Origin of the sequence: Polynucleobacter bastaniensis (genome assembly GCF_018882205.1) — a bacterium.
GTDB classification, from domain to species: Bacteria; Pseudomonadota; Gammaproteobacteria; order Burkholderiales; family Burkholderiaceae; genus Polynucleobacter; species Polynucleobacter bastaniensis.
This window is the reverse complement of the sequence record NZ_JACVOU010000004.1, coordinates 127,378-153,714: the sequence shown is the minus strand read 5'-3', so window position 1 is coordinate 153,714 and position 26,337 is coordinate 127,378. Positions and strand designations below refer to the sequence as shown.

At 44.3% G+C, this 26,337-nt stretch carries 28 protein-coding genes; all 28 read right to left on the bottom strand.

Annotation, left to right across the window (positions count from 1 at the left end):
• Positions 1-24: 24 nt before the first annotated feature.
• A complete protein-coding gene (gene motB / locus ICN22_RS08580) occupies positions 25-1,053 on the bottom strand; it encodes a flagellar motor protein MotB (RefSeq protein WP_216170149.1) in 1,029 nt (342 codons plus the stop codon).
• Positions 1,054-1,058: 5 nt separating this feature from the next.
• On the bottom strand, positions 1,059-1,919 hold the full coding sequence (gene motA / locus ICN22_RS08575; RefSeq protein ID WP_216170146.1) for a flagellar motor stator protein MotA: 861 nt from the start codon (positions 1,917-1,919) through the stop codon (positions 1,059-1,061).
• A gap of 17 nt (positions 1,920-1,936) precedes the next feature.
• Positions 1,937-2,806 (bottom strand): flagellin N-terminal helical domain-containing protein, encoded by an 870-nt coding sequence (locus tag ICN22_RS08570; RefSeq protein WP_216170144.1) that lies wholly within the window; start codon positions 2,804-2,806, stop codon positions 1,937-1,939.
• Between the two features lie 9 nt (positions 2,807-2,815).
• Positions 2,816-4,345 (bottom strand): flagellar hook-associated protein FlgK, encoded by a 1,530-nt coding sequence (gene flgK / locus ICN22_RS08565; RefSeq protein WP_216170141.1) that lies wholly within the window; start codon positions 4,343-4,345, stop codon positions 2,816-2,818.
• Positions 4,346-4,349: 4 nt separating this feature from the next.
• Positions 4,350-4,802, bottom strand: coding sequence for a hypothetical protein (locus ICN22_RS08560; RefSeq protein WP_216170138.1), 453 nt, complete (start codon positions 4,800-4,802; stop codon positions 4,350-4,352).
• Complete coding sequence (locus ICN22_RS08555) at positions 4,802-5,971, bottom strand: flagellar basal body P-ring protein FlgI (RefSeq protein ID WP_255533910.1); 1,170 nt, start codon at positions 5,969-5,971, stop codon at positions 4,802-4,804. Before ICN22_RS08555 ends, ICN22_RS08560 begins: the two co-directional genes overlap by 1 nt.
• On the bottom strand, positions 5,932-6,609 hold the full coding sequence (locus tag ICN22_RS08550; protein WP_251369234.1) for a flagellar basal body L-ring protein FlgH: 678 nt from the start codon (positions 6,607-6,609) through the stop codon (positions 5,932-5,934). The genes ICN22_RS08555 and ICN22_RS08550 overlap by 40 nt, the downstream gene beginning before the upstream one ends.
• A gap of 44 nt (positions 6,610-6,653) precedes the next feature.
• Complete coding sequence (gene flgG / locus ICN22_RS08545; protein WP_216170135.1) at positions 6,654-7,439, bottom strand: flagellar basal-body rod protein FlgG; 786 nt, start codon at positions 7,437-7,439, stop codon at positions 6,654-6,656.
• Positions 7,440-7,457: 18 nt separating this feature from the next.
• Positions 7,458-8,219, bottom strand: a complete 762-nt coding sequence (locus ICN22_RS08540) for a flagellar basal body rod protein FlgF (protein ID WP_216170131.1) — start codon at positions 8,217-8,219, stop codon at positions 7,458-7,460.
• Between the two features lie 17 nt (positions 8,220-8,236).
• Positions 8,237-10,042, bottom strand: coding sequence for a flagellar hook protein FlgE (locus ICN22_RS08535; protein WP_216170129.1), 1,806 nt, complete (start codon positions 10,040-10,042; stop codon positions 8,237-8,239).
• Between the two features lie 32 nt (positions 10,043-10,074).
• Positions 10,075-10,767, bottom strand: a complete 693-nt coding sequence (locus ICN22_RS08530; RefSeq protein ID WP_216170127.1) for a flagellar hook assembly protein FlgD — start codon at positions 10,765-10,767, stop codon at positions 10,075-10,077.
• A 34-nt stretch (positions 10,768-10,801) separates the two neighbouring features.
• Positions 10,802-11,209: a flagellar basal body rod protein FlgC gene (flgC, locus tag ICN22_RS08525; RefSeq protein ID WP_215310291.1), complete on the bottom strand. Its 408-nt coding sequence runs from the start codon at positions 11,207-11,209 to the stop codon at positions 10,802-10,804.
• Positions 11,203-11,619: a flagellar basal body rod protein FlgB gene (gene flgB, locus ICN22_RS08520; protein ID WP_216170125.1), complete on the bottom strand. Its 417-nt coding sequence runs from the start codon at positions 11,617-11,619 to the stop codon at positions 11,203-11,205. The genes flgC and flgB overlap by 7 nt, the downstream gene beginning before the upstream one ends.
• A gap of 307 nt (positions 11,620-11,926) precedes the next feature.
• Positions 11,927-13,765: a tetratricopeptide repeat protein gene (locus ICN22_RS08515; RefSeq protein ID WP_216170124.1), complete on the bottom strand. Its 1,839-nt coding sequence runs from the start codon at positions 13,763-13,765 to the stop codon at positions 11,927-11,929.
• Between the two features lie 42 nt (positions 13,766-13,807).
• Positions 13,808-14,872 (bottom strand): carbonic anhydrase, encoded by a 1,065-nt coding sequence (locus ICN22_RS08510; RefSeq protein ID WP_216170122.1) that lies wholly within the window; start codon positions 14,870-14,872, stop codon positions 13,808-13,810.
• A gap of 169 nt (positions 14,873-15,041) precedes the next feature.
• The gene (locus ICN22_RS08505) at positions 15,042-15,821 is read right to left on the bottom strand and encodes a hypothetical protein (protein ID WP_216170120.1); all 780 of its coding nucleotides are present in this window, start codon (positions 15,819-15,821) and stop codon (positions 15,042-15,044) included.
• Positions 15,811-16,593, bottom strand: a complete 783-nt coding sequence (locus ICN22_RS08500; RefSeq protein ID WP_216170118.1) for a flagellar biosynthetic protein FliR — start codon at positions 16,591-16,593, stop codon at positions 15,811-15,813. The genes ICN22_RS08505 and ICN22_RS08500 overlap by 11 nt, the downstream gene beginning before the upstream one ends.
• A 3-nt stretch (positions 16,594-16,596) precedes the next feature.
• Positions 16,597-16,866, bottom strand: coding sequence for a flagellar biosynthetic protein FliQ (locus ICN22_RS08495; protein ID WP_215305976.1), 270 nt, complete (start codon positions 16,864-16,866; stop codon positions 16,597-16,599).
• 5 nt (positions 16,867-16,871) lie between these two features.
• Positions 16,872-17,618 (bottom strand): flagellar type III secretion system pore protein FliP, encoded by a 747-nt coding sequence (gene fliP, locus ICN22_RS08490; protein WP_255533909.1) that lies wholly within the window; start codon positions 17,616-17,618, stop codon positions 16,872-16,874.
• On the bottom strand, positions 17,615-17,932 hold the full coding sequence (fliO, locus tag ICN22_RS08485) for a flagellar biosynthetic protein FliO (protein WP_216170116.1): 318 nt from the start codon (positions 17,930-17,932) through the stop codon (positions 17,615-17,617). Before fliO ends, fliP begins: the two co-directional genes overlap by 4 nt.
• Before the next feature lie 27 nt (positions 17,933-17,959).
• Positions 17,960-18,337 carry a flagellar motor switch protein FliN gene (fliN, locus tag ICN22_RS08480; RefSeq protein WP_215329142.1) on the bottom strand — a complete coding sequence of 126 codons (378 nt, stop codon included), beginning with the start codon at positions 18,335-18,337 and terminating at the stop codon, positions 17,960-17,962.
• A gap of 12 nt (positions 18,338-18,349) precedes the next feature.
• On the bottom strand, positions 18,350-19,489 hold the full coding sequence (gene fliM / locus ICN22_RS08475) for a flagellar motor switch protein FliM (protein ID WP_216170114.1): 1,140 nt from the start codon (positions 19,487-19,489) through the stop codon (positions 18,350-18,352).
• Between the two features lie 31 nt (positions 19,490-19,520).
• Positions 19,521-20,258 carry a flagellar basal body-associated FliL family protein gene (locus ICN22_RS08470; RefSeq protein ID WP_216170112.1) on the bottom strand — a complete coding sequence of 246 codons (738 nt, stop codon included), beginning with the start codon at positions 20,256-20,258 and terminating at the stop codon, positions 19,521-19,523.
• 26 nt (positions 20,259-20,284) lie between these two features.
• Complete coding sequence (locus tag ICN22_RS08465; protein WP_216170110.1) at positions 20,285-22,501, bottom strand: flagellar hook-length control protein FliK; 2,217 nt, start codon at positions 22,499-22,501, stop codon at positions 20,285-20,287.
• Between the two features lie 26 nt (positions 22,502-22,527).
• Positions 22,528-22,974 carry a flagellar export protein FliJ gene (locus tag ICN22_RS08460; protein WP_216170108.1) on the bottom strand — a complete coding sequence of 149 codons (447 nt, stop codon included), beginning with the start codon at positions 22,972-22,974 and terminating at the stop codon, positions 22,528-22,530.
• 5 nt (positions 22,975-22,979) lie between these two features.
• The gene (locus ICN22_RS08455; protein WP_216170106.1) at positions 22,980-24,365 is read right to left on the bottom strand and encodes a FliI/YscN family ATPase; all 1,386 of its coding nucleotides are present in this window, start codon (positions 24,363-24,365) and stop codon (positions 22,980-22,982) included.
• Positions 24,362-25,255, bottom strand: a complete 894-nt coding sequence (locus tag ICN22_RS08450; protein WP_216170104.1) for a FliH/SctL family protein — start codon at positions 25,253-25,255, stop codon at positions 24,362-24,364. The genes ICN22_RS08455 and ICN22_RS08450 overlap by 4 nt, the downstream gene beginning before the upstream one ends.
• Entirely contained in the window at positions 25,242-26,336 is a 1,095-nt protein-coding gene (gene fliG / locus ICN22_RS08445; RefSeq protein WP_216170102.1) for a flagellar motor switch protein FliG, read from the bottom strand. The genes ICN22_RS08450 and fliG overlap by 14 nt, the downstream gene beginning before the upstream one ends.
• Between the last annotated feature and the right edge of the window lies 1 nt (position 26,337).

Here is a 26,337-nt window from a genome sequence, read left to right as displayed (position 1 = left end):
ATTCTAAAGAGCAGTGACAAGGCTTTACCTCGCAGGCTTGCCTGTAGCCGGTTTATCTACCTTAGAGGTATCCATTGCTGGCGCTATAGGAGCATCCTTAGATAAAAATTGAGCGGGTGCTCTTAAATTAGCTGGAATCTCTTGCGCCCCTTTTGGCAACTCCTCTTTCTGCCTCTCAATCGGTCTTTGTACCGGCTTTTCTTCTTTCTTAGGCTTTTTATTTAAGAGCGTAATTGAGATGCGTCGATTTAAGGGATCACTCAAATCAGCAGGATTTAAGGGGATCGTATCTGCGAAACCGATCACTTGGGCAACATTAGAAGGCGCTAGGCCGCCAGCAATCATTTCTCGGCGAGCCACATTTGCACGCTCACTAGAAAGCTCCCAGTTGGTATAACCCGCTTCGCCATTAGCAAATTTTGCAGCATCTGTATGACCCTCAATACGAATCTTGCCAGAATTGTCATTTAATGACTTTCCAATGACCCGCAGTAAACGTCTTGCTGAGACGGTAGGTACAACGCCACCACTATTAAATAGTGGTTTCCCTTTTTCATCAACCACCTGAATGCGCAGACCCTCTGAGGTGATGTCCATAAAAAGTTGCCCTTTGATGTTTTTTAACTCAGCATCAGCCTCAACACTTTTTTCAATATCGGATTTAACCGCTTCATTTTTTGTTCTGTCTTTACGGGCATTTTCAACGTCAGTAACTGATGAGTCACTGATACGGCGTTGCTCAGTATCGGCGTCAGCTTTAGCCTCTACTCCAGCTACCTTAGAAATATTATCGCCACCACCCTTGATAATGCGAGTAGTCTCACCCGACCCTTGGCCACCACTCATCGAAACGCGCATCGGATTTTGAAAGTAGGAGGAGATACCAGCCAAGTCACCTGCTGTAGTGGATCCTAAAACCCACATCAACAAGAAGAAAGCCATCATCGCCGTTACGAAGTCGGCGTAAGCAATTTTCCAGGCTCCGCCATGATGACCATGACCACCTTTTTTAACGCGCTTAACGACAATGATTGGCGCGTCGGACTTAGCCATGGTGCTTACTTCCCTTTAGCAGCTTTAGTGCCTTCATCCAGCTCAGTAAATGTTGGACGTTGATAAGTGAAGAGCACTTTACGTCCAAATTCTACAGCTGCTGCAGGGGGGAAATTATTTAAGCTAGCAAGTAAAATCGCTTTAATTGCCATGTAAGCTCTTGTTTCAGATTCAGCTTGCTGCTCGAGAACTTTAGCGACTGGTTGCACAAAAGCGTAGGCCAACAAAATACCCAAGAAGGTACCCACTAGCGCAGCACCGATGAGCTTACCTAACTCTGCTGGGGGTAAACCAATGGAGCCCATGGTATGAACCACACCCATCACCGCCGCCACAATACCAAATGCCGGCAGACCATCACCCACCATCGTCACCGATGCCACAGGGATATGACTCTCTTGATGATGGACATCTAACTCTTGCTCCATCAAGCTTTCAATTTGAACTAAATCTAATGAACCACCTAGCATCATCCGCAAATAGTCAGTAATGAAATCGACTAAATGGTGATCTTTCAAAATATCTGGATAGGCTTCAAAGAGTGGGCTTGATTCCGGCTCCTCAATATCACCCTCTAAAGACATCAAACCATCACGCTTTACTTTTTGCAGAATCTCAAACATGAGACACAGTAAATCTAAGTGCTTTTTCTTTTGGTCGCCAGCGCCTTTAAAAGCACCACCTAAGGCACCTAAGGTTTTCTTCAAATTGATGATGGTATTTGACGCAATCATCGTGCCGAGAGCGGCACCAACAATGGTCAAAACCTCGGTAGGCTGCCACAATACTGCAATGTGGCCACCATGCAAGGCGTAGCCCCCTAGGGCACAACCCATCGCAATAATCCAGCCTAATGGAATATTCATACTTCTATTTACTCAATTTAAAGTTTGGAAAATAAATTACTTTGCTGAAGTTTAGCAAACATCGCCTGTGCAGCGTTTAATAAGGTTTGGGCTTTAGTATAAGCCGCCGTAGCCGCAGCCATATCAGTATCCAAAATAGCTGAGGAGGCAGCTGCAAACTCAGTTCCCAGGGCGGTTATGACACTTTTTGAGACGTCTAACTGGCTAGAAATTGCGCCACTAGTTTGCTGGGCATTCATTAATTGATCATAAGAGGCATTTAAATTCGTTGAAATTGACGTTGCCTCTGTAAATATGGCATCTGCCCCCTGAGAGCGAGCATCTAGATAATTAACAAAACTATCGATACTGGTGTACAGCTCTGAAGATTGTGGGTCACTGGACGCACCACCAATACCAAAAGCCAAATTAAACTGGATCCCCGAGTCGACCATTACATTAGGTTCAATTTCGACCCGACTGACCGCGTTAGGAAAAATTGCACGGCCACTTGCATCTTTTGCAGCCATTTGACTCACGATAGTGTCACGAATTGACTGAGCTTGGATTTTTAAGGCCCCATAGTTGGTGGAGCTCAAAGCATTATTTTGAGACTGGACAAATAACTGCTTTAAGGTAATCATTTGATTCAAGATGCTGTCCATCTGGGTTTGAGCATTGTCATGCAAACTCGTCACCATATCTTGGTTGCTCTTGAACATCTTTAGGCGTGATATATCAAAATTAAGTTCTACACCTCTAGATACGGCATAAATATTATCTGAGGCCTTGCTATAGTTTTTACCTGTGTTAATTTTTTGCTGCCAAGCAGTAGCATCGATCAAACTATTATTCATAGAATCGACACCTGCGTCTAATACTTGATTGGTACTAATTCGGATACTCATAATCTACCCTCAATTCATGATTGATAGAAGTGCATTAAACATTTGATTACCAGTCTGTAACACCTTAGTAGAAGCGGTATATAACTGCTGATACTTCAATAAGTTAGCTGCTTCCTCATCAAGATTCACTCCTGAAATAGAGTCCTTTTGACTTTTTAAATTAGTCATCACGGCAATATCAGCCTTTTGGGTACCTCTCCAAGTGGCTACCTGAACGCCAACATCACTGACTAAACTTGCAGAACCACCAATGAATATTGAGCTTTGTTTTTGCAAAGTATTAGCTGCATCCGATGTGATCAATGGATCGCCCATGGAATCAAAATATTCTGCAGTATTTATTGGTGCCAGAGAAATAAAGTTTGCTGCCTTATATCCTGCTAAAGTCAGAGTATTACCTGGATTGGTGAGAAAATCGTATAGTGCGCTCATGTTTGCATCAGTATTGATGCCAAGATCTCCAAACTGCTCCGGAACATTTGCAGCAACATTAATATCGTAACCAATGTCACCAGAATAGGCATTGGGAATTTTTTCAGAATTGACTTGAAACCCAAAAATTGCCAGCGGATTATCTGAGCCAATATTTTCCGCTGTTCTACTAGCTGTATTAGCAGCAGAGACCAGGCCAAGAGCAATCGTATCTAAACGCTGATCAATTTTGGGTACAAAAGTATTTACCAATTCGAATAAAGCACCTGCTTGACCGCCATCTAAACGCTGAATACTCGTAATGGTATTGTTGCTAGTTCCACTCTTTAATGAATAGACTGCAGTATGCATATCCTGCCCGCCATTCATTACTAACTTATTGGCTACAGTTCGATCAACTAAGGGCATACCTGCAATTAAATGGGTGGCTGTACCATCGCCATTAATCAACGATTGTCCGCCTACCAACTTTTGTAGTTGAGATAGCAGACGATCACGCTCATCCAATAGATCTGCCGAAGGGTAGGAATTACCGGAAGTAGTGCCTTTGATAATTTGCGCGTTAATTTGTGCCAATTCAGGTAATAAAGTGTTGACCTGGGCAGCAGTATCAGCCAAACCTTTTTTAGCATCACTTGAAATTTGTGCGGTTAACCCACTCATACCAACAATACGTCTTGCTACCTCATTTGCTGAAGCTGTAATGGCGGCTGCTTGGGGCTTACTAGTGGGATCTGCTGCATAGGTACCGAGCGCATTAAAGAAATTACTAATCGCGGTATTTAATCCAGTGGACTGATCCGCTACCAAGGTATCAATACCTTGGGTGTACTGCACCAAGGTCTCCGAGTAGCTCGATTTTGCTTGTTGGTTCAAAACCTGAGCATTAAGCAAAGAGGAGTATTGACGTGTGAAACCTTCAACGGCAAAACTCGTACCATTGAGCATTAAAGAATTAGGTGCGAGCGCATTAATGGTGGCATCTGCAGTACGACGTGTGAAGCCATCCACCGATGCACCAGCCACGTTTTGTGAAGTTGTCAGAATCCCCGCCTGCGCGATATTTAACGCAGACATTGCAGAATCGGTGATGGAGTAGACGCCCATATATTTACCTTAGTGTCGGAGTACTCTCAAAACCATTTGGTCTTTGCAGCGACTGCAAAGTTTCTGCAGAAGTAGGTGCTGAACGAGGAGTATTTAATGGTTTTACGGCTACTTCTTGAATTCCGCTTAGTTTTGCCGCATTGGACTGTGCAATCAGCTGTTCAGCAATTTGCTTTCCAAAGCCAACGCCTCGACCCTGTGAGAGCAAGTCAGCTACATGATCATCCATTATTTCTAAATAAGACTTGGAAGTACTACTTTGCCCATCCATGCCGTTTAAATTCGTATTACGTGCTGAACTGAGCATTTGCCTTAATAAAGTGCGCTCAAATCCCTGTGCAGCCTGTTTTAATTTAGCTTCATTAGTTGATGCAGAAGTTGATGTTTTAACAGCAGTACCTTGAAGCATTCTGGCGCTATTAGGATCAATTGAAGGCGTTAGTTGATTAACATCCATTAAATGACCTCTAATTCTGCGCGCAAGGCACCGGCAGCTCTCAGGGATTGCAAAATAGAAATAAGGTCCTGTGGGGTAGCGCCCATCATATTGAGTGCCTTAACCACTTGATCCAAAGAAGCTCCGCCGGGCACAGCGATTAGGCTATTTTCCTTACCGCTATCAGTAATAGTTGCAGTATCTTCTGTGGCGGTAGTGGTCTGTCCTCGACTAAACGGTAATGGCTGACTCACCGTGGGGGATTGCTGAATTTTGATCGTTAAATTACCGTGCGCTACAGCTGAAGGGGAAAGCCTCACCGCTTGGTTCATTACCACCGAGCCTGTACGAGAATTCAATATTACCCTTGCTGGTTGACTACCCATTGGTACGTCCAAATCTTGCAACGCTGCCATAAATGCAGTTCTTTTTAAAGGCTCAGTCGGGACACGTACATTCAGTGATCTAGCATCAATTGGTAATGCTGTTCCAATACCAAAACGACGGCCAATGGTCTCTGCTGTTCTTTGCATTAGAGAAAAATCAGCCTGACGTAAATCCAATTGCACGAACTCGTCTACCAGCAGAGCTGGGACAGCTCTTTCGACAATACCTCCTGAAGGTATTCTGCCTGCAGATAAATGGTTAACAGAAGTTGCAGCGCCGCCCGTTGCAGCTCGTGAACCTCCAATAACGACGTTTCCTTGAGCTTGCGCATACACTTGACCATCAGCAGCTTTAAGCGGCGTCATCACCAAAGTACCGCCCTTTAGGCTGGTTGAATTTCCTAGGGAGGAAACAGTCACGTCTATCTGCTGACCAGGCCTAGAAAGCGCTGGGAATTCGGCAGTCACCATCACTGCTGCTGTATTACGCAACTGTGTTTGATTACCGGTGGATGGCAAAGTAACGCCTAATACCCCAATCATTTGCAACACACTTTGCAAAGTAAATGGAGTCTGAGTTGTTTGGTCACCCGTACCATCTAAACCCACAACTAAGCCATAACCCACAAGCTGGTTTGATCTTTGCCCTGCAGTATCTGCTATATCCTTAATACGATCAGCAAAGCAGATGCTACTAAAACAGCTTAGGCTTACTAAAACCAGTAAGCCTTTAGTGCACAAGGAGAAAAAATAGTTGTTCTTCATCAGAATGGCGCCAGCTTTAGCATCAAACGTGTAAACCATCCAGTTCCTTGAGTATCATCCGTCGCTCCGCGACCTCGATACTCAATACGAGCATCCGCAACTTGCTGTGATGAGACCTGATTAAAGACCAATGTGTTCGGATTAACAATACCGCCAAAGCGAATAATTTCTTCTTCGTTACTAACAGCGACTTGCTTTTCACCGGCAACCACTAAATTACCGTTGGACAGAATTTCCACAACGGTGACTGTAATTGTTCCCGCAAAGGTATTACTTGCAGCACTCGAGCCCGAACCCTCACTTTTAATATCTCCCGTGCCTGAAAAATTGGCTGCGTTCGCAAGGCTAAACATTGCTCCATTGAATGTTGGGCTATTGTTACCAAAAGTGGATGTGCCGTTTGCTTTGCGAGCTGCTGCCATGCCAGAGTTTTTCGCAGCACTGGTTGTTTCATTGAGCAGGACAGTTAGAGTATCGCCAACGTTTCTAGCGCGGCGATCTTCAAACAGCGGCCTATGACTCACCGCATTAATATATGGCCCACCTGAATTAGCTGGATATAAGCTACCCATATTCGCAGACGTTTCCTGAATAGGACGTGGTCTGGCAGTCGTTGGAGTAGACAATAATGAAGGACGGTCAGCACTAGCGCAAGCAGCCAACAGGATGACGCTCATTGCGCTTATTAAACCTAAACGGAAAAGTCTTAGCTGATCAATCATCATTGACCCAAATTACTTACACGTTGCAAAATTTGATCAGAAGCAGTAACTGCTCTGGTATTAATTTCATAGGCGCGCTGTGCTGCAATTAAATTAACCAGCTCTTCAGCAACGTTCACGTTGGATTGCTCGATGTAGTACTGATTCATCGTACCCATGCCATTTAGGCCTGGCAGACCATTGGTCGCGTTACCAGAGGCTGGTGAAGCGATATAGTTACCGCCACCAAGTGCAACTAATCCTGCTGGGTTGATGAAGTTGGCCATTGATAATTGACCTACTTGCGTTACTGCTCCTGTCTGATCAAGAGCTTGCACTTGACCTGATAAGCTAATCGTAATGTTGACAGCATTAATCGGCACAGTCAGGCCAGGTGAAACGACATTTCCAGATGAGGTCACAATTTGTCCAGTAGCACTTTTGCTAAATTGGCCATTTCGAGTATATGCAGTTGTTCCATCGGCAAGCGCAATTTGAAAAAAACCATTTCCGTTAATCGCAATATCTAATTGATTGCCTGTTTGGTACAAGGTACCTTGTAGATTATTTCTTTCGGTCGAAGTAATCGCTGATCCTGATCCAACCTGAAGTCCAGTAGGTAACAGGTTTTGCGCATTAGCTGCAGAACCAGATGCGCGGATAGTGGTGTAGAGCAAATCCTGAAATAATGGCTGGATACGCTTAAATGCTGTAGTAGACGCGTTAGCAAGATTATTAGATATCGTATCTAAATTCATCTGCTGGGCATCCATGCCCGTCTTAGCAATCCATAGTGAACGTAACATTTTTTATCTTTCTTTCTATTAGCTACGTGATAGTGATAATAGTGTTGTTGCTGATCTAGAGTTTTGATCAGCTAAGGTAATTGATCGAGTATTTAAATCAAATAGTCGATTTTGAGTGATCATCTGTACCATTGCCATCGTCGGATTCACGTTACTCAATTCAAAAGCGCCTTGCACTACCTTAACGCGTTGATCAGAGGCCGCCTGTTCACCTGGCAGATCAAATAATCCATCTTCTCCACGTACCAAATTATTAGTATTAGGATTGACTAGCTTTAATTTGCCAACTTGATTAAGGTACTGGGTTCCTGGCATTTGAGTGTAAACAGAACCATCTTCTGCGATTTGCAGTGTTGATCCAGTTGGTATGGTAATACTTCCACCCTCACCTACTACCGGTATTTCCTTACCAACACTCAAAATTCCTTGATCATTAACCATGAACTTACCAGCGCGGGTATATGCCTCTTTTCCATCTGGACGACGTACTGCAAAAAAACCATCTCCTTTAATTGCGACATCTAAAGGATTGGAGGTTGTTTGTATTTGTCCGCCGGTAAAGTTACTTGCTGGCGTAGTTTCAACTGTAAATACTCTGGTATCTGCACCATTACCGGTAAAGGGCTCACCATCACCCTTTAACGGTACAGCCCGAAAAGCGCTAATGACTTCTCTGAAACCTGGCGTCAAACCATTCGCCAGATTGTTAGAGGTAACAGCCAACTGTTGCGTTGCGGCTGTTGCCCCTGTCATTGAAGTGTAAGCGTATCGGTTAATCATAGATTAGTGCTTACTGCTTATCGGCTCATATTGATAGCATCATCAACAATGGTCGCCGCTTGAAGTTTTAGTGCCTGCGACGTAGCGGAGTATTGTCTTTGCAATACCATCAAATTAACTAATTCTGCAGTCAAGTCCACGTTTGAAGCTTCTAATGATTTTGAACGTACTTGGCCTAATAGACCAGTGCCAGGAGCACTCAAAATCGGATCTCCTGATGCAGCTGTGGCTGCAAAGGTATTACTACCATTTGGCATTAAACCATCTAGGTTTTTAAATTGCGCCAAAATGAGCTGACCCTTCACAGCTTGTACACCATTGTCATAAGTTGCTATTAACTTACCAGAACCGTCAATTGAATAGGCTGACAGATTTGATACGGTATGGCCATCTTGGGAATTTGCATACGTTTGGGTCGGTGCAGTTAAAGCTGTCGAGCTGTTGCTCGTAATAGTAAATTGCATAATACCGTTCTGATTGGTACGGCCATATGCATCCTGTGGAGAGGCACTTAAAGCGTTAATACTAAAATTGGTTGCTGCAAAATTAGCAGGATTTCCATCAGCCCCTTTAGAGAGGGTATCAATGTTTTGACCCCCTAAAAATGCCATAGTTCCAATTGACATTTGCTGAGTATTAATAGAATTATCACTCGCTTTTTTAAAGGCAACATCGCCATCTCTAGTGGAGGCTGGATTATGACCCACTTTATTTCCATCAATGGTTGCATAGACCTCAAAGCGATCGGTTGTTGCTGTAAATTGAGCTAAAACTTCTGCACTACCACCAGAAGCTGCGGCATAAGCTACAGTTTGCTTGATTGGAATATGAGTGCCGTCAGCTAACCTTAAGTCATAGGTAGAGCCCTCAGCATTTAATACACCACCAGTCAAAGTTTTTTGCGCTCCAACAATACTTACTTTTTCCGTATTTTCAGTCCCAGCTGTTATGAGCGTTTTCTTGACATAAGTTGCACCGCCTGCTGTGACAGAAGCCACCTTATATTTGCTATCTTCACCTTTATAAGTGCTGGCAATAGTTCCTACCTGCTCATTTAATGGCCTCATGTTATCGAGGTCATATTTTGTTGCATCAATTTGCGTCGGAAGGGGTTGTGTTGGGTTGTACTCGTAAGCACCACTATTTAGAAGTTTCAACGTTAAAGGTTGAGAAGAGACCCGTTTATAGTACAAACTTAAGATATGACCATTACCATTTTGGTCATAAATTGTTTGGGATGTTGCTTGGCTGTAAGTGGTGCTATTAGTTGGATCAAAGCGAATATCCATTGCAGGATTTCTTGTATCCAAGTTCAGATCTAATTTTGAATTGATCGTCGGCTGTGATGGTAAGGGGGCTGGATCCAATACCATAGTTGATTTAGCTCCAGCGATGATATTACCGCCGGTATCTGCTGGATAACCTACTAACAATAAGCCGCTTTGATTGACGATTCGGTTTTGGCTATCCGTTCCAAATTGACCGTTACGGGTATATTCAAACTTACTTGGACTCTCAGTTGGAACCGTTCCCACCACATTTTTGGCCAGCATAAACATACCTGGACCAGTAATTGCTAAGTCCAGTGGATTTTGTGTGGTTTGCAGCGTTCCATAGGACTGGTTTCTTCTGATAGCCTGTTGCTGAGATCCCATGCCTACACGATCTTTTGCCTGAGCATCATTTGCCTGGAAATACATATCAGCAAAGACAAACTGTGCGGATTTAAATCCGACAGTTTGTGCGTTTGCGATGTCATTACTAACCACGTCAATAGCTTGTGCTGTTGAGTTTAAACCTGCTAATCCGATTCCATATCCCATTTTTTGCTCCCTAGCTTAATTTTTTAATTGAGTTAACTGATCCACTGCTGGACTGTTGATGCGTTTATCTGTCTTCCATCGACTAAAGTGAGTAGTGAGTCGCCATTAGTGCCCTTGCTGACAGCTGCTACAGGTGATGCTACATATACTGTTGGAGACTCTGTTGCTCCCGCAGCATTGGTACCACTAATACTGATGCTGTAGCTTCCTGCGGCAACTCGGTTACCATCTGCGTCCACACCATCCCATGCAAAATTTTTCATTCCTGCAACTATGTTTCCAAGGCTAGTGCTATTAATTACGTTTCCACTAGCATCTGTAATAGTTGCCATTACAGAAGTCAAAGGATTTGCTGAATTAGCTCCCAAAATGACTTCGCTTACCCCATCAAAGGCAATGCCATTTCCTGCTACAACTGGGCTATGGCCAATGAGTGCAGCCTGATTCATAAAGTTCACGCTTTGCATTTGATTGAGCATGGCTGTCATAGAAGTATTCATATTGCTCATGCTCGTCACCATATTGAGCTGAGACATTTGCGCCGTCATGGTTGAAGCATCCATCGGCGCCATTGGATCTTGATTTTTGATTTGCGCTATCAATAACTTTAAAAAGTTCTGAGTTTGATCTGCCGCAGAAGTCCCATCAGACGAACTAGTAGCAGCACTTGCTACTACGTTTGGATCGTAGACAGGAATATTGCTCATTGGACCAGTTGTTGTCATATCTTCCTCAGCTCTTTATTTATTTCAAAAAATTCTAGCGACCTAAATCTAAGGTCTTTAACATCAACTGACGCGTAACATTCATTGCTTCAATATTCATTTGGTAGGAACGAGATGCTGAAATCATATTGACCATCTCTTCAACCGGATTGACGTTAGGCATCTCTACATAGCCAGCACCATTAGCCTTGGGATGGCCTGGACGATATTCCATTCGTAGCGGGGCATCACTTTCAATAATTTTGCTAACAGCAACACCCGCACCCGGTGAATTCGGGCTGGTAATCGCATTAAATTCCACCTGCCGTGCGCGGTAAGGGCGTCCATCTGGACCAGACATACTCTCCGCGTTGGCAATATTGGATGCAGTTGTATTGAGGCGCATTGCTTGCGCCGTCAATGCAGAGGAACCAATATTAAAGGTGGCTAATAAACTCATGATGCTTGACCAGTAATAGCAGACATCCGCGAGCGCAATGTACCACTTAATAGACTTAATGCTGACTCAGTCAATACTGAGTTTTTGGTAAATTCGCTAAGCTCAACGTCACCATCGACAGTGTTGCCATCTTTAGATGGCTGATTTGGCACGCGATACAGTAAACGTGGGTCTTCTTTTGTAATTATTCCTTCAATATGTCCAGCATGTGTTCTCACCATAGATACGTCCATTGACGGTGATTTGCCTTCCATCTGAGCCTTCAATACGTCAGCAAAACGAATATCCCTAGCTTTAAAGCCAGGGGTATCTGAGTTTGCTAAGTTATTACCCAAGATTTGCTGGCGAAAGGTGCGCAACTTTAGCGCGGCTTCGCCAAAACTTAATGGATCGTATTGCGGCACTGCATTCATTTCTGCTCCTCCCTAATTGGGAATGACATACCTGAGGGGAAAATCCTCAGTAATTGATATGCAAAGAGCGTGCCAGTTTTAGAGTATTGCTAGGAATTTGAAATGCGCGGGGTTCACTTATCGCTCTATTGATCCCAAAAGACTATTTTTTGATCAAAAATACTTAGTTAGGAAAGATAGAGGCAATTTTTGCCGGTATTGATGCAGTGCAGTAGGTAATCCCTGCCCTGCGAGTTGCCACTAGATGTTTTTTAAGACTGTAGAGCGTGCTCAATCCATGCTGAGCCATGACTTAGTTAGTAGCCACTCACTTTAAAGTCAATAAATCTTCTCGGACTCTAGTAAACACGGTAAACCAATCGCCAGGAACCGGCTGTCTATACAGCTTGACCGTTGGATACCAAGGGCTATCTTCTCGATTCAGCAGCCAACGCCAATCCGGATCGTTAGGGAGAAGGATCCAAGTTTTTCTACCCAAAGCAGCTGCAAGGTGCGCCACACTGGTATCTACAGTGACCACGCAATCTAAAAGTTCAGTCAAAGCAGCGGTATCGCTAAAGTCGTGCAAATCATCGGCAAAGTTCAAAACTTGGGGATTAGCCTGTAGTGTTCTGCCATCATCGAAAGTAGCGCCTTTTTGCAGGCTAATGTATTGGCAATTATCTGGCAGATATAACAATAACTGTTTTAAAGAGATGCTGCGATTATGGTCATTTTTATGACTACGGTTACCACTCCAAGCTAGCCCTACACGCGGCTTAATTTTAGGTCCCAACTTGGCTTCCCAAAACGCAATTTTAGCAATGTCGCCAAAGAGATAAGGATTGCGCGTGGGGATTGTATCGACAGTAGTTTTAAATGCAAATGGCAGACTCATGAGGGGGCACTGGAAATCAAACTCAGGAAGTTTTTCACCTTTGTAAGTAGCTAATGCAATACCATCCAAATCTGCCAGCAAGGTAATTAGTGGCTTTTGTACTTCTACAATCACATTTGCGCCCAAATCAGAAACCAACTTGGCATAACGAATGAACTGAATCGTATCTCCTAAACCTTGCTCTCCATACAATAAGATCGACTTATTTAATAAAGAGGGAGTGCCAAGCCATAACGGTTGAGGGAAATCTCTTTTAAGCGGAACAAATACATCCCTTTGCCAACGCCACTCGTAAAATTTCCAACCATTAATGTAATCACCGCCGAGCAATAACGCTAAACTCTTGTTCCAATAGGCTTCAGCAAAATTAGGGTTGATTTCAATAGCTTTGTCATAGCTTGCAATAGCGCCACTTAATTGCTTTAATTCTTTTAAGCCATTACCCCGATTATTAAATGCCTCGAAACAATCCGGCTTTAAGTCAATGGCCCGACTATAGCTCTGGATTGCTTTATCGATTTGTCTTTGCTCTTTTAAAGCATTACCAAGATTGTTATAGGCCTCGGCATAGTCTGGTTTGATTTGTATAGCTGTGGAGTAACTTCCAATCGCTTCATCAAATTTTTTGATATCTTTTAAAGCATTACCAAGATTGTTATAGGCTTCGGCATATTCCGGTTTGATCTGAATGGCTGCGATATAGCTTGCAATTGCGTGATCAAATTTCTTGAGATCTTTTAAAGCATTGCCACGATTGTTGTAGGCCTCTGCAAAATCAGTGGAAATAGCAATCGCTTGGTCAAAACTGGCTACCGCATCCTCTAGTCTCTTCTGAATATGCAGGGTATTACCACGGTTGTAGTAAGTGTAGGTAGAGTTTGGCGTTAATTGAATTGCGCTATCGTAACTAACAATAGCAGCATCGTATTTTTGCTTTGCTTTTAAGACATTCCCTAAATTCGAATGATAAGAAGAGTTATAGGGATTGAGCGTAATCGCCCCTTGCATCAAATGTTCGGCAAGATCAAAATTAGCCGTTTCATAAGCAATCAATCCCAGCAAATGCATCGCATCTACGTGATCAGGTTGGGCCAATAATGTTTGCTCATATAAATCTTGAGCCTCTTTGAGCTTACCAGTTCGATGATAAATAATGCCTTGCTCAAACAAGTCTTGGGTCTGTGCTACCTGCTCAGGATCCTGAGCTTGGCTAGAAACCAAGCTCAAATTGCCTACCGCTTTTGTAGATTTTTGATTGTTAGTGCGCATTAATAGGCTCTTTGTATGATTGGCTATGCGTGCGTAGCTAAATTAACGATCTTTAGTTTCTTTAATCAAACGATCACCTTTAGGCTGCAACGGTCGCGCATTCATAGGGTACATACGATCGAAATTCTTTACTTGTGCTTCACTAACATAAATAGGATTTTTTAGAACAAGCCAAAGTACGTTTTCACTACACGGTGGCGTTGTCAAAGATCCCATATAAGTGAAATAGCTTTTGTCCGCTGGCAACATTTGATTGATGTCAATCATGACCCCAGGATTCTCAGTCTTACCTTTGACTAATGGAACCTTATTCCAGAGAGTATTAATTAAAGCGTTCTCTTGCGCTGAATCATCACCCCACCAATATTTTTTGAGTGCTGCTGGTTTTATAGTGCTCATTAAAACGGCCACAACCGCCAAGCTGCCGTCGTGGTGTTGATGCACCAAGTGCGCCACCATGTCAGTACGCTCACCATTAATCGCTTCTTCACTAGGCTTATGAAAGTGGAACTGAATCAATCGATATTGCCTATCATCGACCATCAGATTACTACCCTCGCCGTAATTCACCATGATGGTATGTCCATTATCGACAATGGATAATGGTGATGCTCTATAAAGAAATTCGAGAGGGTTTAATTCTGCTTTGACTGCTCGATCAATATTGATATTAATCGGCGATTGCGTCTTGCCCTTCAAGCAGGCCAAGTTTTCTTTGCCTAAATTACCCCAGTCATCTGGACCGCCAGGTCCATCAAAATATGACCAATGATGGCTATGCGCTTCTTTTGCAGAAGACTTAGCGGGCACTTTGGCTGCCGGTTTAGGCTTGACTTCTGCAGAGAGCGGCGCATTGCCTGCAACAGACAGATCACTACTACGAATCACGATATCACCAGATCCCTTACTAATTTTATTAGTCAGAGCCTTGCTCATCTCTTCATCACTAGACGGGCCTGGGGACACTGTCACCTTGGCTTTTTCAGCTGACTTTTCCGCAGGCGCAGCTGCTTGAGCTTGGTCAGACGCCATGACTGGCTGACTAGGCATTAAAAGAAAGATGGCTGAAGTTGCCATAGCAATAGGGTTGAAGATTCTATTCATCATGAGTCCGCTTACGGAAACATTTGCCATTTCGTTTAAGAAAAACGGATAAATATATTTTCAGCCGCCCCATTGGTGACCTTAATAGTCGACCTTAAAGGACTAAATATGGCCCTATTTTGGCTATTCAGTCACTAAAGGCTATTTAGCCCGCAATCAAAAAAGGGGGGGCTTACTTCTTGGCAGGCTTTTTAGCCGGAGCTTTTGGGGTGGGTTTGGCCTCAGTAATGCTATTGCTAGAGCTTGGCAAAGGATCTACCTGAGGGGTACGACTCATATTAAACATCCACTCACACTTCATTAAGCCAGCGCTATCTTGTCGGCTATCGAGCGGTGTTGATTGTTTTAATGCCACCTCAAGGGCCGCATCGGTTGGTGGTGGAGTTAAATCATTACTGGTATACCACTTCAAGAAGCGTTGATACCATCCGAGCTTGGGGAGCTTACCAGGATCAGCATAGTAGTTTGAGCTACAAATTTGTAATCTTCTTTCAATTTCGCTAGCAGGCAGGTAATAGCCCTCAATCAGCAAATTAGCCACCTTACTATTGCAACGAGACCAAGCTGCTAGCTCAATTTTGGCACCCGTGGTGTTGGATACAGGCTTTTCTTCTAGCAGCGCATCTACTTCACATTGCATGCGCTGCCCACGAATTTTTAGCTTCTTACAGATATCAGCACCCTTGTCACTGTATGGGTCACTCTTATCAACAGCAACTGGAAAAGGAAATTTCTTATCGCAATCATCCAAAGAATCGAGGGATTGATTCAGTGAGTTCTGCTGTATAGCAATCTGCTCTTGTGGACTAATGACTATTTCAATCGAGCCAGTTTGTAATGTTGATTGATCGGATACATTAATGCCCTGACCCAAAGCAGAAAAGCTAGCAATCATAAATAAAGTGCCGCCTGCAAAATGCATCAGGGATTTCATCTTGAACTTATGGCGCATTAGGTAGCTCCACACCTTGTCGAATAAGCTGTAAGGGGTTCTCAAGCGAGCGCTCCAAAATAATTTGTAGGTCAGGCAAAATCATAAAGAAGACCAAAAAGGCTAGCGGTATGCTTACTGCAAAACCGATTGAAAATAAATTCATCTGAGGACTAGTTCTTCCCAAAAATGCTTGCGTTAAATTAAACATCGTATAAACCAATAGTACTGGCATTGACAGAATTAAACCCAATCGAAATGAGGCAGAAAATAAATCGACTAATCCCTTAGATGTCCAAGATTGAGGCCATACACCTAATGGTACTGTTTTAAAGCTGGTCAACACAATATCAATTAACACTAAATGAACATTGAGCGAAAAAGCCAGTGCCAATACGACTAAACCCATAAACTGGGCAACTAAGCCTGAATCTAATGTGGGATCCCGAAAGCTAGAGGAGGCAAAGCTAAAACCCGACAAAAAAGAGAGCACCTCTGCTGCAATATCTATCACCATAAATGCCACACGTACCGCAAAGCCAATGAAGGCGCCAATCGCCAACTCAATTGCAGAAGCAAAAAAAGTAATTTCACCTGGGTAAGGAATTTTATCGGTCCCTAGTACTGGCATCAGATAAATACCAAATGCCAAAGCAATAAATAAACGAAATTGCATCGGCACTGAGCGCATGGCAAACATGGGAGACGTTAAAAACAGCCCAAAAACCCTGAGCGAGGCAAACATAAAGATTGCCATGTATTGCTCAATTTGAAGACCGGTAATGGTCAACATAAACTAATTCACTAAACCTGGTATGCGGGCAAAGAGCTCTTTAATATAGTCTGTAAATAAAGATAGACTAACCGGCCCGATGATGACAATGACGGCAGCAAACACTATGAGTTTTGGAACGAATGCAACCGTAGATTCATTAACAGAGGTGGCTGCTTGCAAAATACCAATAATTAATCCAACAACCAGCAATGCCATCAGCACAGGTCCCGCTAACACTGCTGCCATCCTCAATGCCTGATATACCAAATCGAGAATGACTCCGCTCTCCATGGTAATTAATTAATGTAACTTTGTACTAATGAGGTAGAGAGTAAGGCCCATCCATCTGCCAAAGTAAACACAATCAATTTGATCGGCAAGGAAAACATCATCGGCGAAACCATCACCATACCGAGGGAGGTGAGGATGCTCGCTACTGCAAAATCAATCACCAAAAAGGGTAGGAAAATTACAAAGCCAATTAAAAAACCGGTCTTAATTTCTGAAATTGCAAATGCTGGAATTAAGACAGTGAACGGAACATCTTCGCGTGCTTGGATTTCTTTGCCATACATCTTTGAGAATAAGTTCAAATCATCTTTACGAGTTTGCTTCAACATAAACTCTTTTAAGGGCTTTGCGCCAACCTCAACCGCTTGAGGAAATCCCATTTTTCCTGTTGAGTAAGGCTGATATGCAGTTTTATAAATCGAGTCAAAGACGGGATTCATTATGAATAAAGTCAGAAATAGCGAGAGCCCAATTAAAACAATATTGGGAGGCATGGTTGTTAAGCCAAGAGCCTGCCGCAATAAGGAAAATACAATGATGATTCTTGTAAAGCTGGTCATCAGTACTAAGGCGGCTGGCAAAAAACTGAGTGCGGTAATAGCCAATACTGTTTCAACTGGTACGGAATATAGTGTGCCACTACCAGCCTGCTTAGCCGTTACGAGGGGTAGAGTCTGACTCCATGCTATGAGTGGGAACAGTCCCAAAAGCCCTATCACTCCGCTCATGAGGAAGGTGATTCTGTTTTTCAACGGATATTCCTCTTAACCAGCTGCCTTAACTGATTTGCAAAATCAACATTACTAGGCTGCGGCTTTAAATGGGCCACATCTTCTGGGTCTAGTTCGGTCAACAGATTAATTTGAGTGGGTGTATGGCCAATAACTAGGATACGATTGAGAACGTTCACAATGATCACTCGCTCTCTTGGGCCTAAAGCCTGCTGAGCCAAAATCATGACGTGGGGATTGCTTGCACGAACTGCGGAATCACGCTTAACTAAATATGCAACAACCCAAATAAGTGCTGCTGCTAGTGCCAGCCAAATAAAAGAAAAAAGCAACATGCCTCCAACTGAGGTACCCATTTAGTATCAGCGATTAATTTTGCGCAGACGCTCTGCGGGGGTCACGATATCAGTCAAGCGAATACCATACCGATCATTCACAATGACTACCTCCCCTTGAGCTACTAGGCAACCATTCACTACGACTTCTAGTGGCTCTCCAGCCAAAATATCTAACTCAATTACAGATCCATAAGTCAGATTTAAGAGATTGCGAATTTGCATCTTGGCACGTCCAAGTTCAACTGTCACTTGAACTGGTACATCCATCACCAAATCGATATCGTTAAAGTCTGCGCCAGCTTTAGCGCCATCTTCTAGGTTATTAAATGTTGCCTTGCGTAGGGATCCAGAAACATCAGCACTAGTCAGTGTTTTTGCTAAATCATTGTCGTTTTCAGCCATCTTGATCCTCTTTTATTCTTGTGCTGAGCCTGTTTGATCCATGGATTCATTGGGCTCAAGTGTATCCGCAAGTTGATCCATTGTATCGCTTGAGACATCTCTTTGATTGGGTTCAGGAGCCCGCGTTGCAGCAGGTACATGAGGATTTTCCGCAAGTTGCTCATATAACTCGCCTTTTTCAGCACTTCGCATCATGCTTGGTCCAAGGCGCGCCTTCTCTAGAGGGCTTTTTAAGAATTCTGCAGGGTGCTGAATCGTACTCACCTTAACTGAATAGCGCCCTTCTTTTACACCATATTGCCCCTTGATCACAGGTAATCCGTCCACATAAACAGTAACCGGATCATTAATTTCTATGGGGATGATATCTCCCACTGATAAGGAGGTAATTTCACGCAAGAGCATCTGCTTACGGGCCAATACCGCTACTGCAGTCACTGGAGCTTCATGAACCTGGTCGTTTAATAAGTTCGTCCAATGTTCATCTGGTTCACTTGCGAAGCCTTGCATATTGTTATACAAGATTGCTTTGATTGGCTCCATTACCCAGAATGGAATACAGAGGTCAACGTCACCTGGTCTACCATTAATCTCAATAGTAAATTTGGAATGCAGCACCATCTCCGTTGGGGAGGTAATCTTAGCAAATCCAAAATTAGTCTCTTGGCGCATGAAATCAAACTTAATTTCATACACCGCTTTCCAAGCTTTCTCATAGTCGTTGAGCAGCGCATCGACCAGGCGACGAATAATACGCAACTCCGTCGGTGTGTATTCGCGTAATGCAAGCCTTGGTGCCAACCGACCTTCACCGCCAAACATATTATCAATCGCGATATAAACAACACCTGGATCGACGATCCAGCACCCTACGCCACGCAATGGGCGAATACCTACGATATTGATATTGGTACGCTCAGGAAATTCAGACACAAATTGCCCATAGCTTTTGACACTTGGCATATGCATCTGCACCTCAATCGGTGCGCGGATCATATTAAACAGAGATAAACGTACCGCCCGACAAAAGCGTTCGTGTATAAGCTCCAACGTCGGCATGCGCCGACGAGCAATAATCTTCGATTTGTCGAACATTGACTGCTGGTCTTCAGCGGCAATGTTCATCTCGACATTGATTGCTCCTGTCGCCATATCTTCCTAAGTGGACTGTCTAACTGCTATTTTACTGCATTACAAAAGTATTGAATAGTACGGCCTGAACAGGAAGATCCATCTCCGTAACATTCCAAAATTCTGCTGCAGCTCTGGCAGCCTCACCGGTAATCTTCTGACCTGAAGAGGTTTCTTTTGGTACAGCACCAATTCTCTCTAAATTTTGAATATCAGCTGTTGATGGTTGTTGCTGGAGTATATAAATAGCAGTTAGTTGGGGTGCAATAATGGAATTAATGACTAGTGCGACCTCACGCGCCATCATGGTTTTGCCCTCTACAGTAGCCAACTCTTGCATTTGGCGTGAGGATAAAACTGTAATCACCTTATCTCTAATGACGGGCATGAACTTCTTGATTTTATCTTCAGTAGATCCATCGTTTGTCCTGAGGACCATCTTCGTCTGTAAGTAATGTTCCCCCCCTCTGCCAGGGAGATTGACGATCATTTCGTCTAGAGCAATGTAAATCGGAGCGGCATTCTCTTTGCGCTCCATCAATTGCTTCTTCAGAATATTTTCAGGGCGTTTATCTTCAGCTTCTTGCTGTCTTTTAAGCTCAGCGTTATGTTGCATGTAGAAATAGCCACCAACTGCTGCGGCCAGCACTACTATTAATCCAATGATCAAAAATAGCATCTTTTTGCTTTTAGGCTTTTCTTCTTCAACCTCTACTTGCTCTACGACAGGTGGGGGTGGTATTCCGCCATTTACATCTAAGGTAGGCTCTACGCGTTCTTCATCAGCCATGCTTATTCCCTTTATTCTTCATGATATTAAGCGAACAGATGCACTGTACCGCTTGCAGTCCTATTATGACCTGAACCTATAAAACCAGTGCTTGTCATGGTTTTAGGGGTTGAATCAACATTCTGCTGCTTAGCATAATAGTCCTGACGGGCATTGGCAAAGGACTGTCCTGAGGTCTGTTGTGACTGATTGCCCTGCCTGAGATCTAGTGAGAGATTTAAACCCATCTGAGCAAACTCTTGCTTCAGATTTTGGCCGCCCTGATCTAAGCGAGATTTTGTAGCGTCGCTCGCACCCTCGACTATTAGGTGGGCCTGGCCACTTTGATTAATGCGTAAGTCGATCCGAATCGTGCCTTGCTCAGGCGGCGTTAACTCAAACATGATGCGACCGCCACCCGACTTAGCAGCACTTATAATCTCGCTATGTAAGGGACCACTCACTAGAGAGGTCTCTGTTTGCTTGATTTGAAACTTTTGTATAGCTTCTGGTGTTTGATTGTCTAAACGTGCGAGACCGCTATTTGGAGTGCTTAGAGTATTGGCATCCTGAGCAACTAAATCAGCCACTTTTTCTTGTTCGCTGGACTGATAATCAGACTCTAGCCTTGGACGAATGGAATTATCAAGGCCGATATTTTCTTTGGATGTCTGGCCAGCAAACAAGGGGGTGAGCGTGCTGTCAGAGTTTTTAGAATTTTGAATGCTTAAAGCTGAAATATTTTTACTATCAGCCCCAACTCTACGGTCTGAAAGAGCCTTCGTGTTTAGCTTTTCATCTACAGCTTGAGTTGTAGCAACAGTGGCATTAACAAGATTAAGCTCTGCTGTTGATGCTATTGGCATTATCTGAGCAGCGTTCACCGGTTTGGCTTGCTGCTGTAACTCCCGAATCGCACTTGCGATCTCTGGGGTCAGTGTGATGGTAGGTACTTGGTTAGAGGATGCTTGAGCTGCTGGATTCACCAAGCTAGCCAATTGGGGTGCTAACGGTAGATTGCTTTGCTGGGCCAGATCACGAATCGCATTGACTTGGTCTTGGGTCAGTGTGATGGTAGGTGCTTGCTGAGGGGCTGCTTGAGCTGCTTGGGTCACTAAGCCCTTTAACTGCTCTAAGGCACTGGCTTGAGCAGCGTTCACCGGTTTGGCTTGCTGCTGTAACTCCCGAATCGCACTTGCGATCTCTGGGGTCAGTGTGATGGTAGGTACTTGGTTAGAGGATGCTTGAGCTGCTGGATTCACCAAGCTAGCCAATTGGGGTGCTAACGGTAGATTGCTTTGCTGGGCCAGATCACGAATCGCATTGACTTGGTCTTGGGTCAGTGTGATGGTAGGTGCTTGAGCTGCTTGGGTCACTAAGCCCTTTAACTGCTCTAAGGCACTGGCTTGAGCAGCGTTCACCGGTTTGGCTTGCTGCTGTAACTCCCGAATCGCACTTGCGATCTCTGGGGTCAGTGTGATGGTAGGTACTTGGTTAGAGGATGCTTGAGCTGCTGGATTCACCAAGCTAGCCAATTGGGGTGCTAACGGTAGATTGCTTTGCTGGGCCAGATCACGAATCGCATTGACTTGGTCTTGGGTCAGTGTGATGGTAGGTGCTTGAGCTGCTTGGGTCACTAAGCCCTTTAACTGCTCTAAGGCACTGGCTTGAGCAGCGTTCACGGGTTTAGCTTGCTGCAACATTTGCATTAGTTGCGTTACTTGTGAATTTTGAGCGCCTAAGTTATTGGCTTGGCCTGCGTCCTTCATCGCCTTAGCAAGCGATTGGGTAATTAATCGGCTTTGCTGTGGATCGATATTTTGACCATTTAAACCCAGCCCGTTAGGTACATTTAGACCTGATAAGGAAATAGCTGAATCTATTGCATTCACGCCGTTACCGCCATTGAGCAATGGGCTGACCACTGCAGTCTGGGCTAAGGCAGGATTAATGAGGCCCTGTGCAGCTAGCTGAGCAGCCAATAACTGCATAGGATCGGTAAATTTTGCAGATTCTTTTACTTGGCTTGCAAAACGTGGCAAATTTTGCATATTTAGGATGCCTAAATCCGCTTTAGGGCTCGCTGATTTATCAGAATTTGAACGCCCATCCAAGCGTGCCACCATCTTTTGGTTCAAGGATGCCAAGAAAGTATCTAAACCAGCAGGCACAGCAGCGCCACCGGCAAGACTACCCGGTTGAGCAATAGCCTCACTTATGGGGCTAATTGCTGCTTGCATCTGTATTTGACTAACTGTTGGCATGCTTTCTCCAAAAGGAACACTACCAACTATGCATCTTTCGTGCCAGATTTGAAACTCAGCCTTGCTGAGAAGTTATCTTCAAATTGGCTTAGCTCTGCTTTAGCCTGCTTTCTTTTAGCCTCTAGGTGCATTTTGTCTACTAATTTAGATAACCCCCGAGTGCGCATTCTGGCTAAAGTAGCCACTTTTAAGGTTTCCTCAGAGGCCTTTGTCATGCCCTGAATTTGATCATCCATCTCTATAGCACTATGCAGCAGCTTCTCTCTAAAGGCATTGGCATCCTGAATGAATGCCACTGAAGATCCGCCTTTGCCACCAGCAAGTAATTGAGCCTCATAATCTTTCGCATAGTCAAGTACTTGATCTTTAAAGGCTTTTTGCTGATTTACCTGACTGGCAACGCGCTTTGCCCGTGCCATAGCCTGATCTTCTCGTATTTTGGCTAAGCAATGAAGGAGTTCGATGGCATTCATAAGCTTTATGGGTTAGGCGGGCTAATTTCAGCCAACAAAGCCTCTGTTTGATCTATGGGAACGGCTACATCAGCATCTTGTTGCAGGAAAGCCTGAATTTTTGGCCAGGCTTGCAAAGCAGCATCTAATTCTGGATCACTCCCCGCAATATAAGCACCCATCGAGACCAAGTCCCTTCCCCGCATATACCGACTGTATAACTGCTTCATTCTTCTAGCGGAGAGTAAATGCTCTTTTGACACCACTTTTGGCATCACCCGAGAAATCGATTTCTCCACATCAATAGCTGGGTAGTGCCCGCTATCAGCTAATTCTCTAGAAAGGAAGAAGTGACCATCCAAAATACCGCGTGCGGTATCAGCAACCGGATCATTGGTGTCATCACCTTCTAGCAAGACGGTATAAAAAGCAGTAATTGAACCATCAGGGTTGGCGCCATTTCCAACGCGCTCAACTAACTCTGGCATGCGGGCAAATACGCTAGGAGGGTAGCCTCGTGCTACAGGAGCTTCTCCTAAGCTTAGACCAATTTCACGCAAAGCCATTGCGTAACGAGTGAGTGAATCAACAATCAAAACGACGTGCTTACCTTGATCTCGAAACCAAATCGCTACATCGGTTGCGTAAGATGCTCCTTTTGAGCGCGCTAAGGGAGAAGCATCTGCAGGTGCGGCAACAACCACAGCACGCTTAAATGATTCTGGTCCTAATGTATCTTCACAAAACTCGCGTACTTCACGACCGCGCTCGCCAACTAGGCCAATCACAATCACATCAGCAACGCAATTACGCGCAAGCATTCCCAATAAAACACTTTTACCGACTCCAGATCCCGCAAATATTCCGACGCGTTGGCCACGGCCCACTGTTAACAAACCATTCACCGCTTGAATGCCCACATCCAAAGGTTCATGAATCGGAGTTCGATCTAGGGGATTTAACATTCTTTGAATGATGGGTGAAAATTGTTTTTCACCATATCCTTTGCCATCGATAGGTCGACCCAAACCATCGACTACTCTACCCAGCAAACTCTCGCCAATCGTCAAAGGTTCACCGACACTACTGGAGATGTAACCTGCCCCAGAATTAAATGGCGTATTTGCTGGATACACTAATGCGCCCGGTGAAATATTTTCCATCGCATCAATCGGCATTAAATAAGTGATTGCGCCATTAAAGCCAATGCACTCTGCATCGTAAGTCTTACCACCCAACTCAGAGAGGATGGTAGCGCCTGATCCAATACTCATTGGCAGGCCTTCAACCTCTAAAACAATTCCAGAGACGCGCTTTAATTTTCCCTCTCGAATGGAGTAAGGTGTTTGCATCAAGTGTTGGCGACGCAACTCTAACTGACTTACCAATTCCTGAGGTTGTAACACGCTCACTCTGGCTGCACCTGATCATCAGGATTGATTGGATGATCAGCGTCAGGTTCTATTTCGGAATCTGTTTCAACCTCCATTTCAGAATCGCTACTAACATCTTCCGCAAAATCATGATCTTCTTCAGCATGAGATGCATCGGAACTCTGCGCCTCACCAATAGACTCATCTTCTAAAAGTTTTGGTGTGATTTTTTGATCAACGACTTTGTCATCTTGAGCAACTGAGCCATCTAAACCCAAAGCTGTCTTCACTAGTGCCATGCGTGCCTCAAATCCGACATCAATACGAGCGCCACTCACCTCGACATAAGCATGCCCAGGACGTACATCGGCATCTACTAAGATCGTGCAATTAAATGGCAAACCTGGGTCTTCAACAATCTTTCTCCATGTATCCACTTCTTCAGAACGCAAACGCAAATAGAGATTCTCACCAGGTCGCGGCAAACGCATCAAAGCTTCTTGTACCGCCATCACAAAGGGGGCGCGCTCCATTGAACTGTTTGCACTCAAACGAGAGGCAATTTCAAAACTAAACTGAGTTAAAGGTGCTGCAATTGCCTCGGGCATTCCAACAAGCGACTCTAAAAGTTGTCCCAAAGCATTTTGCAAGCGCAGCGTCTCTTGTTCTGCATCTTGATAGCCCGCTTTATATCCCTCGTCATAACCAGTAGTCTTGCCCTCGTCATATCCAGCTGTTCGCCCTTCTACAAAGCCTTCATTAGAGCCGAGCTCGTATGCTTCTTCATAAGCGTCATGTCGAATCGCTTCAACTTCTTCAACGGTGGGGTAGTGAATCGGAGCCACCTTAGGTGGCTTAGGAGGTTTAGGAGGATCAAAAGAGGGTGGCTCCCATCGCGTTAGCAAGGAGTCCTCATCAGAGGAAGGCATCAGCGGACTTACCTCTCTCCATATTGACTCGACCTTCTTCACTCAAGGCGCGAGCGATTGCAATGACATCTTTTTGGGCTGCCTCAACTTCAATGACCTTCACAGGCGGTCTTGTTTCAAGATCTTCACGCACAGTATCGGCAGAGCGCTTCGCCATATTTTTGAAGATTTTTTCGCGCAACTTCGGACTTGCGCCTTTTAATGCAATGATCAATGTTTCCTGCGGAACCTCTGTCATTAAAGTCTGTAATGAACGATCTTCAAGCTCCAAGAAGTCTTCGAAGACAAACATCTTTTCTTGAATAGCATCGGCCAACTCACCGCTATATTTTCGGATGTTTTCCAAGGCTTGTTTATCCAAGCCGCCAGAGAGGTTGTTCAAAATCTCCGCGGTAGGCACTACACCACCCACGCTGCTGCGACGGAAGTCTGAGTCTGGACCTGATGAACGAGACATCACCTCGTTTAACTCCTTCAGAGCTGCTGGTTGAACTTTTTCCAATAGAGCAATACGTAAGATGAGTTCGTTTCGTAATTCATCAGCAAATAACTTGAGCAAGGCAGAAGCCTGAGTAGGATCCAAGAAGACCATCACCGTTGCAATAATTTGTGGATGCTCATTTTTGATGAGCTCGTAAAGCACGTCGGATTCCATACGCTTGAGTGTTTCGATACCAGACATATCAAGCGTATTTTCAAGACGGCCTAATAGATCTGAAGCACCTTCTGCACCCATTGCCTTGGTTAGCATGTTCTGCATGAAGTCATCGGTATCAAATGCAACTTGCGTATTATTGGCGGTGACATCCTTAAATTGCCGTAATACCTCCAGCACTAAGTCTCTACTTAAGGAGCGCACTACAGCCATCTTTCCTGAGAGTCGCTGCACCTCAAAAGGCGTCATGCCTCTCATCACATTCGCTGCAGACTCAGCGCCAACAGCCAACAGGACAACCGCAGCACGTGAAGCACCGTCCAAGTCATCAAAAGAGATGGTGCCACCAGCAGGGGCAGACTTGACTCCCTCTTTAAGAGCATCTGCTATGGATAGCGTTTTTTCTACGGGAGCTTCATCAGCCAAA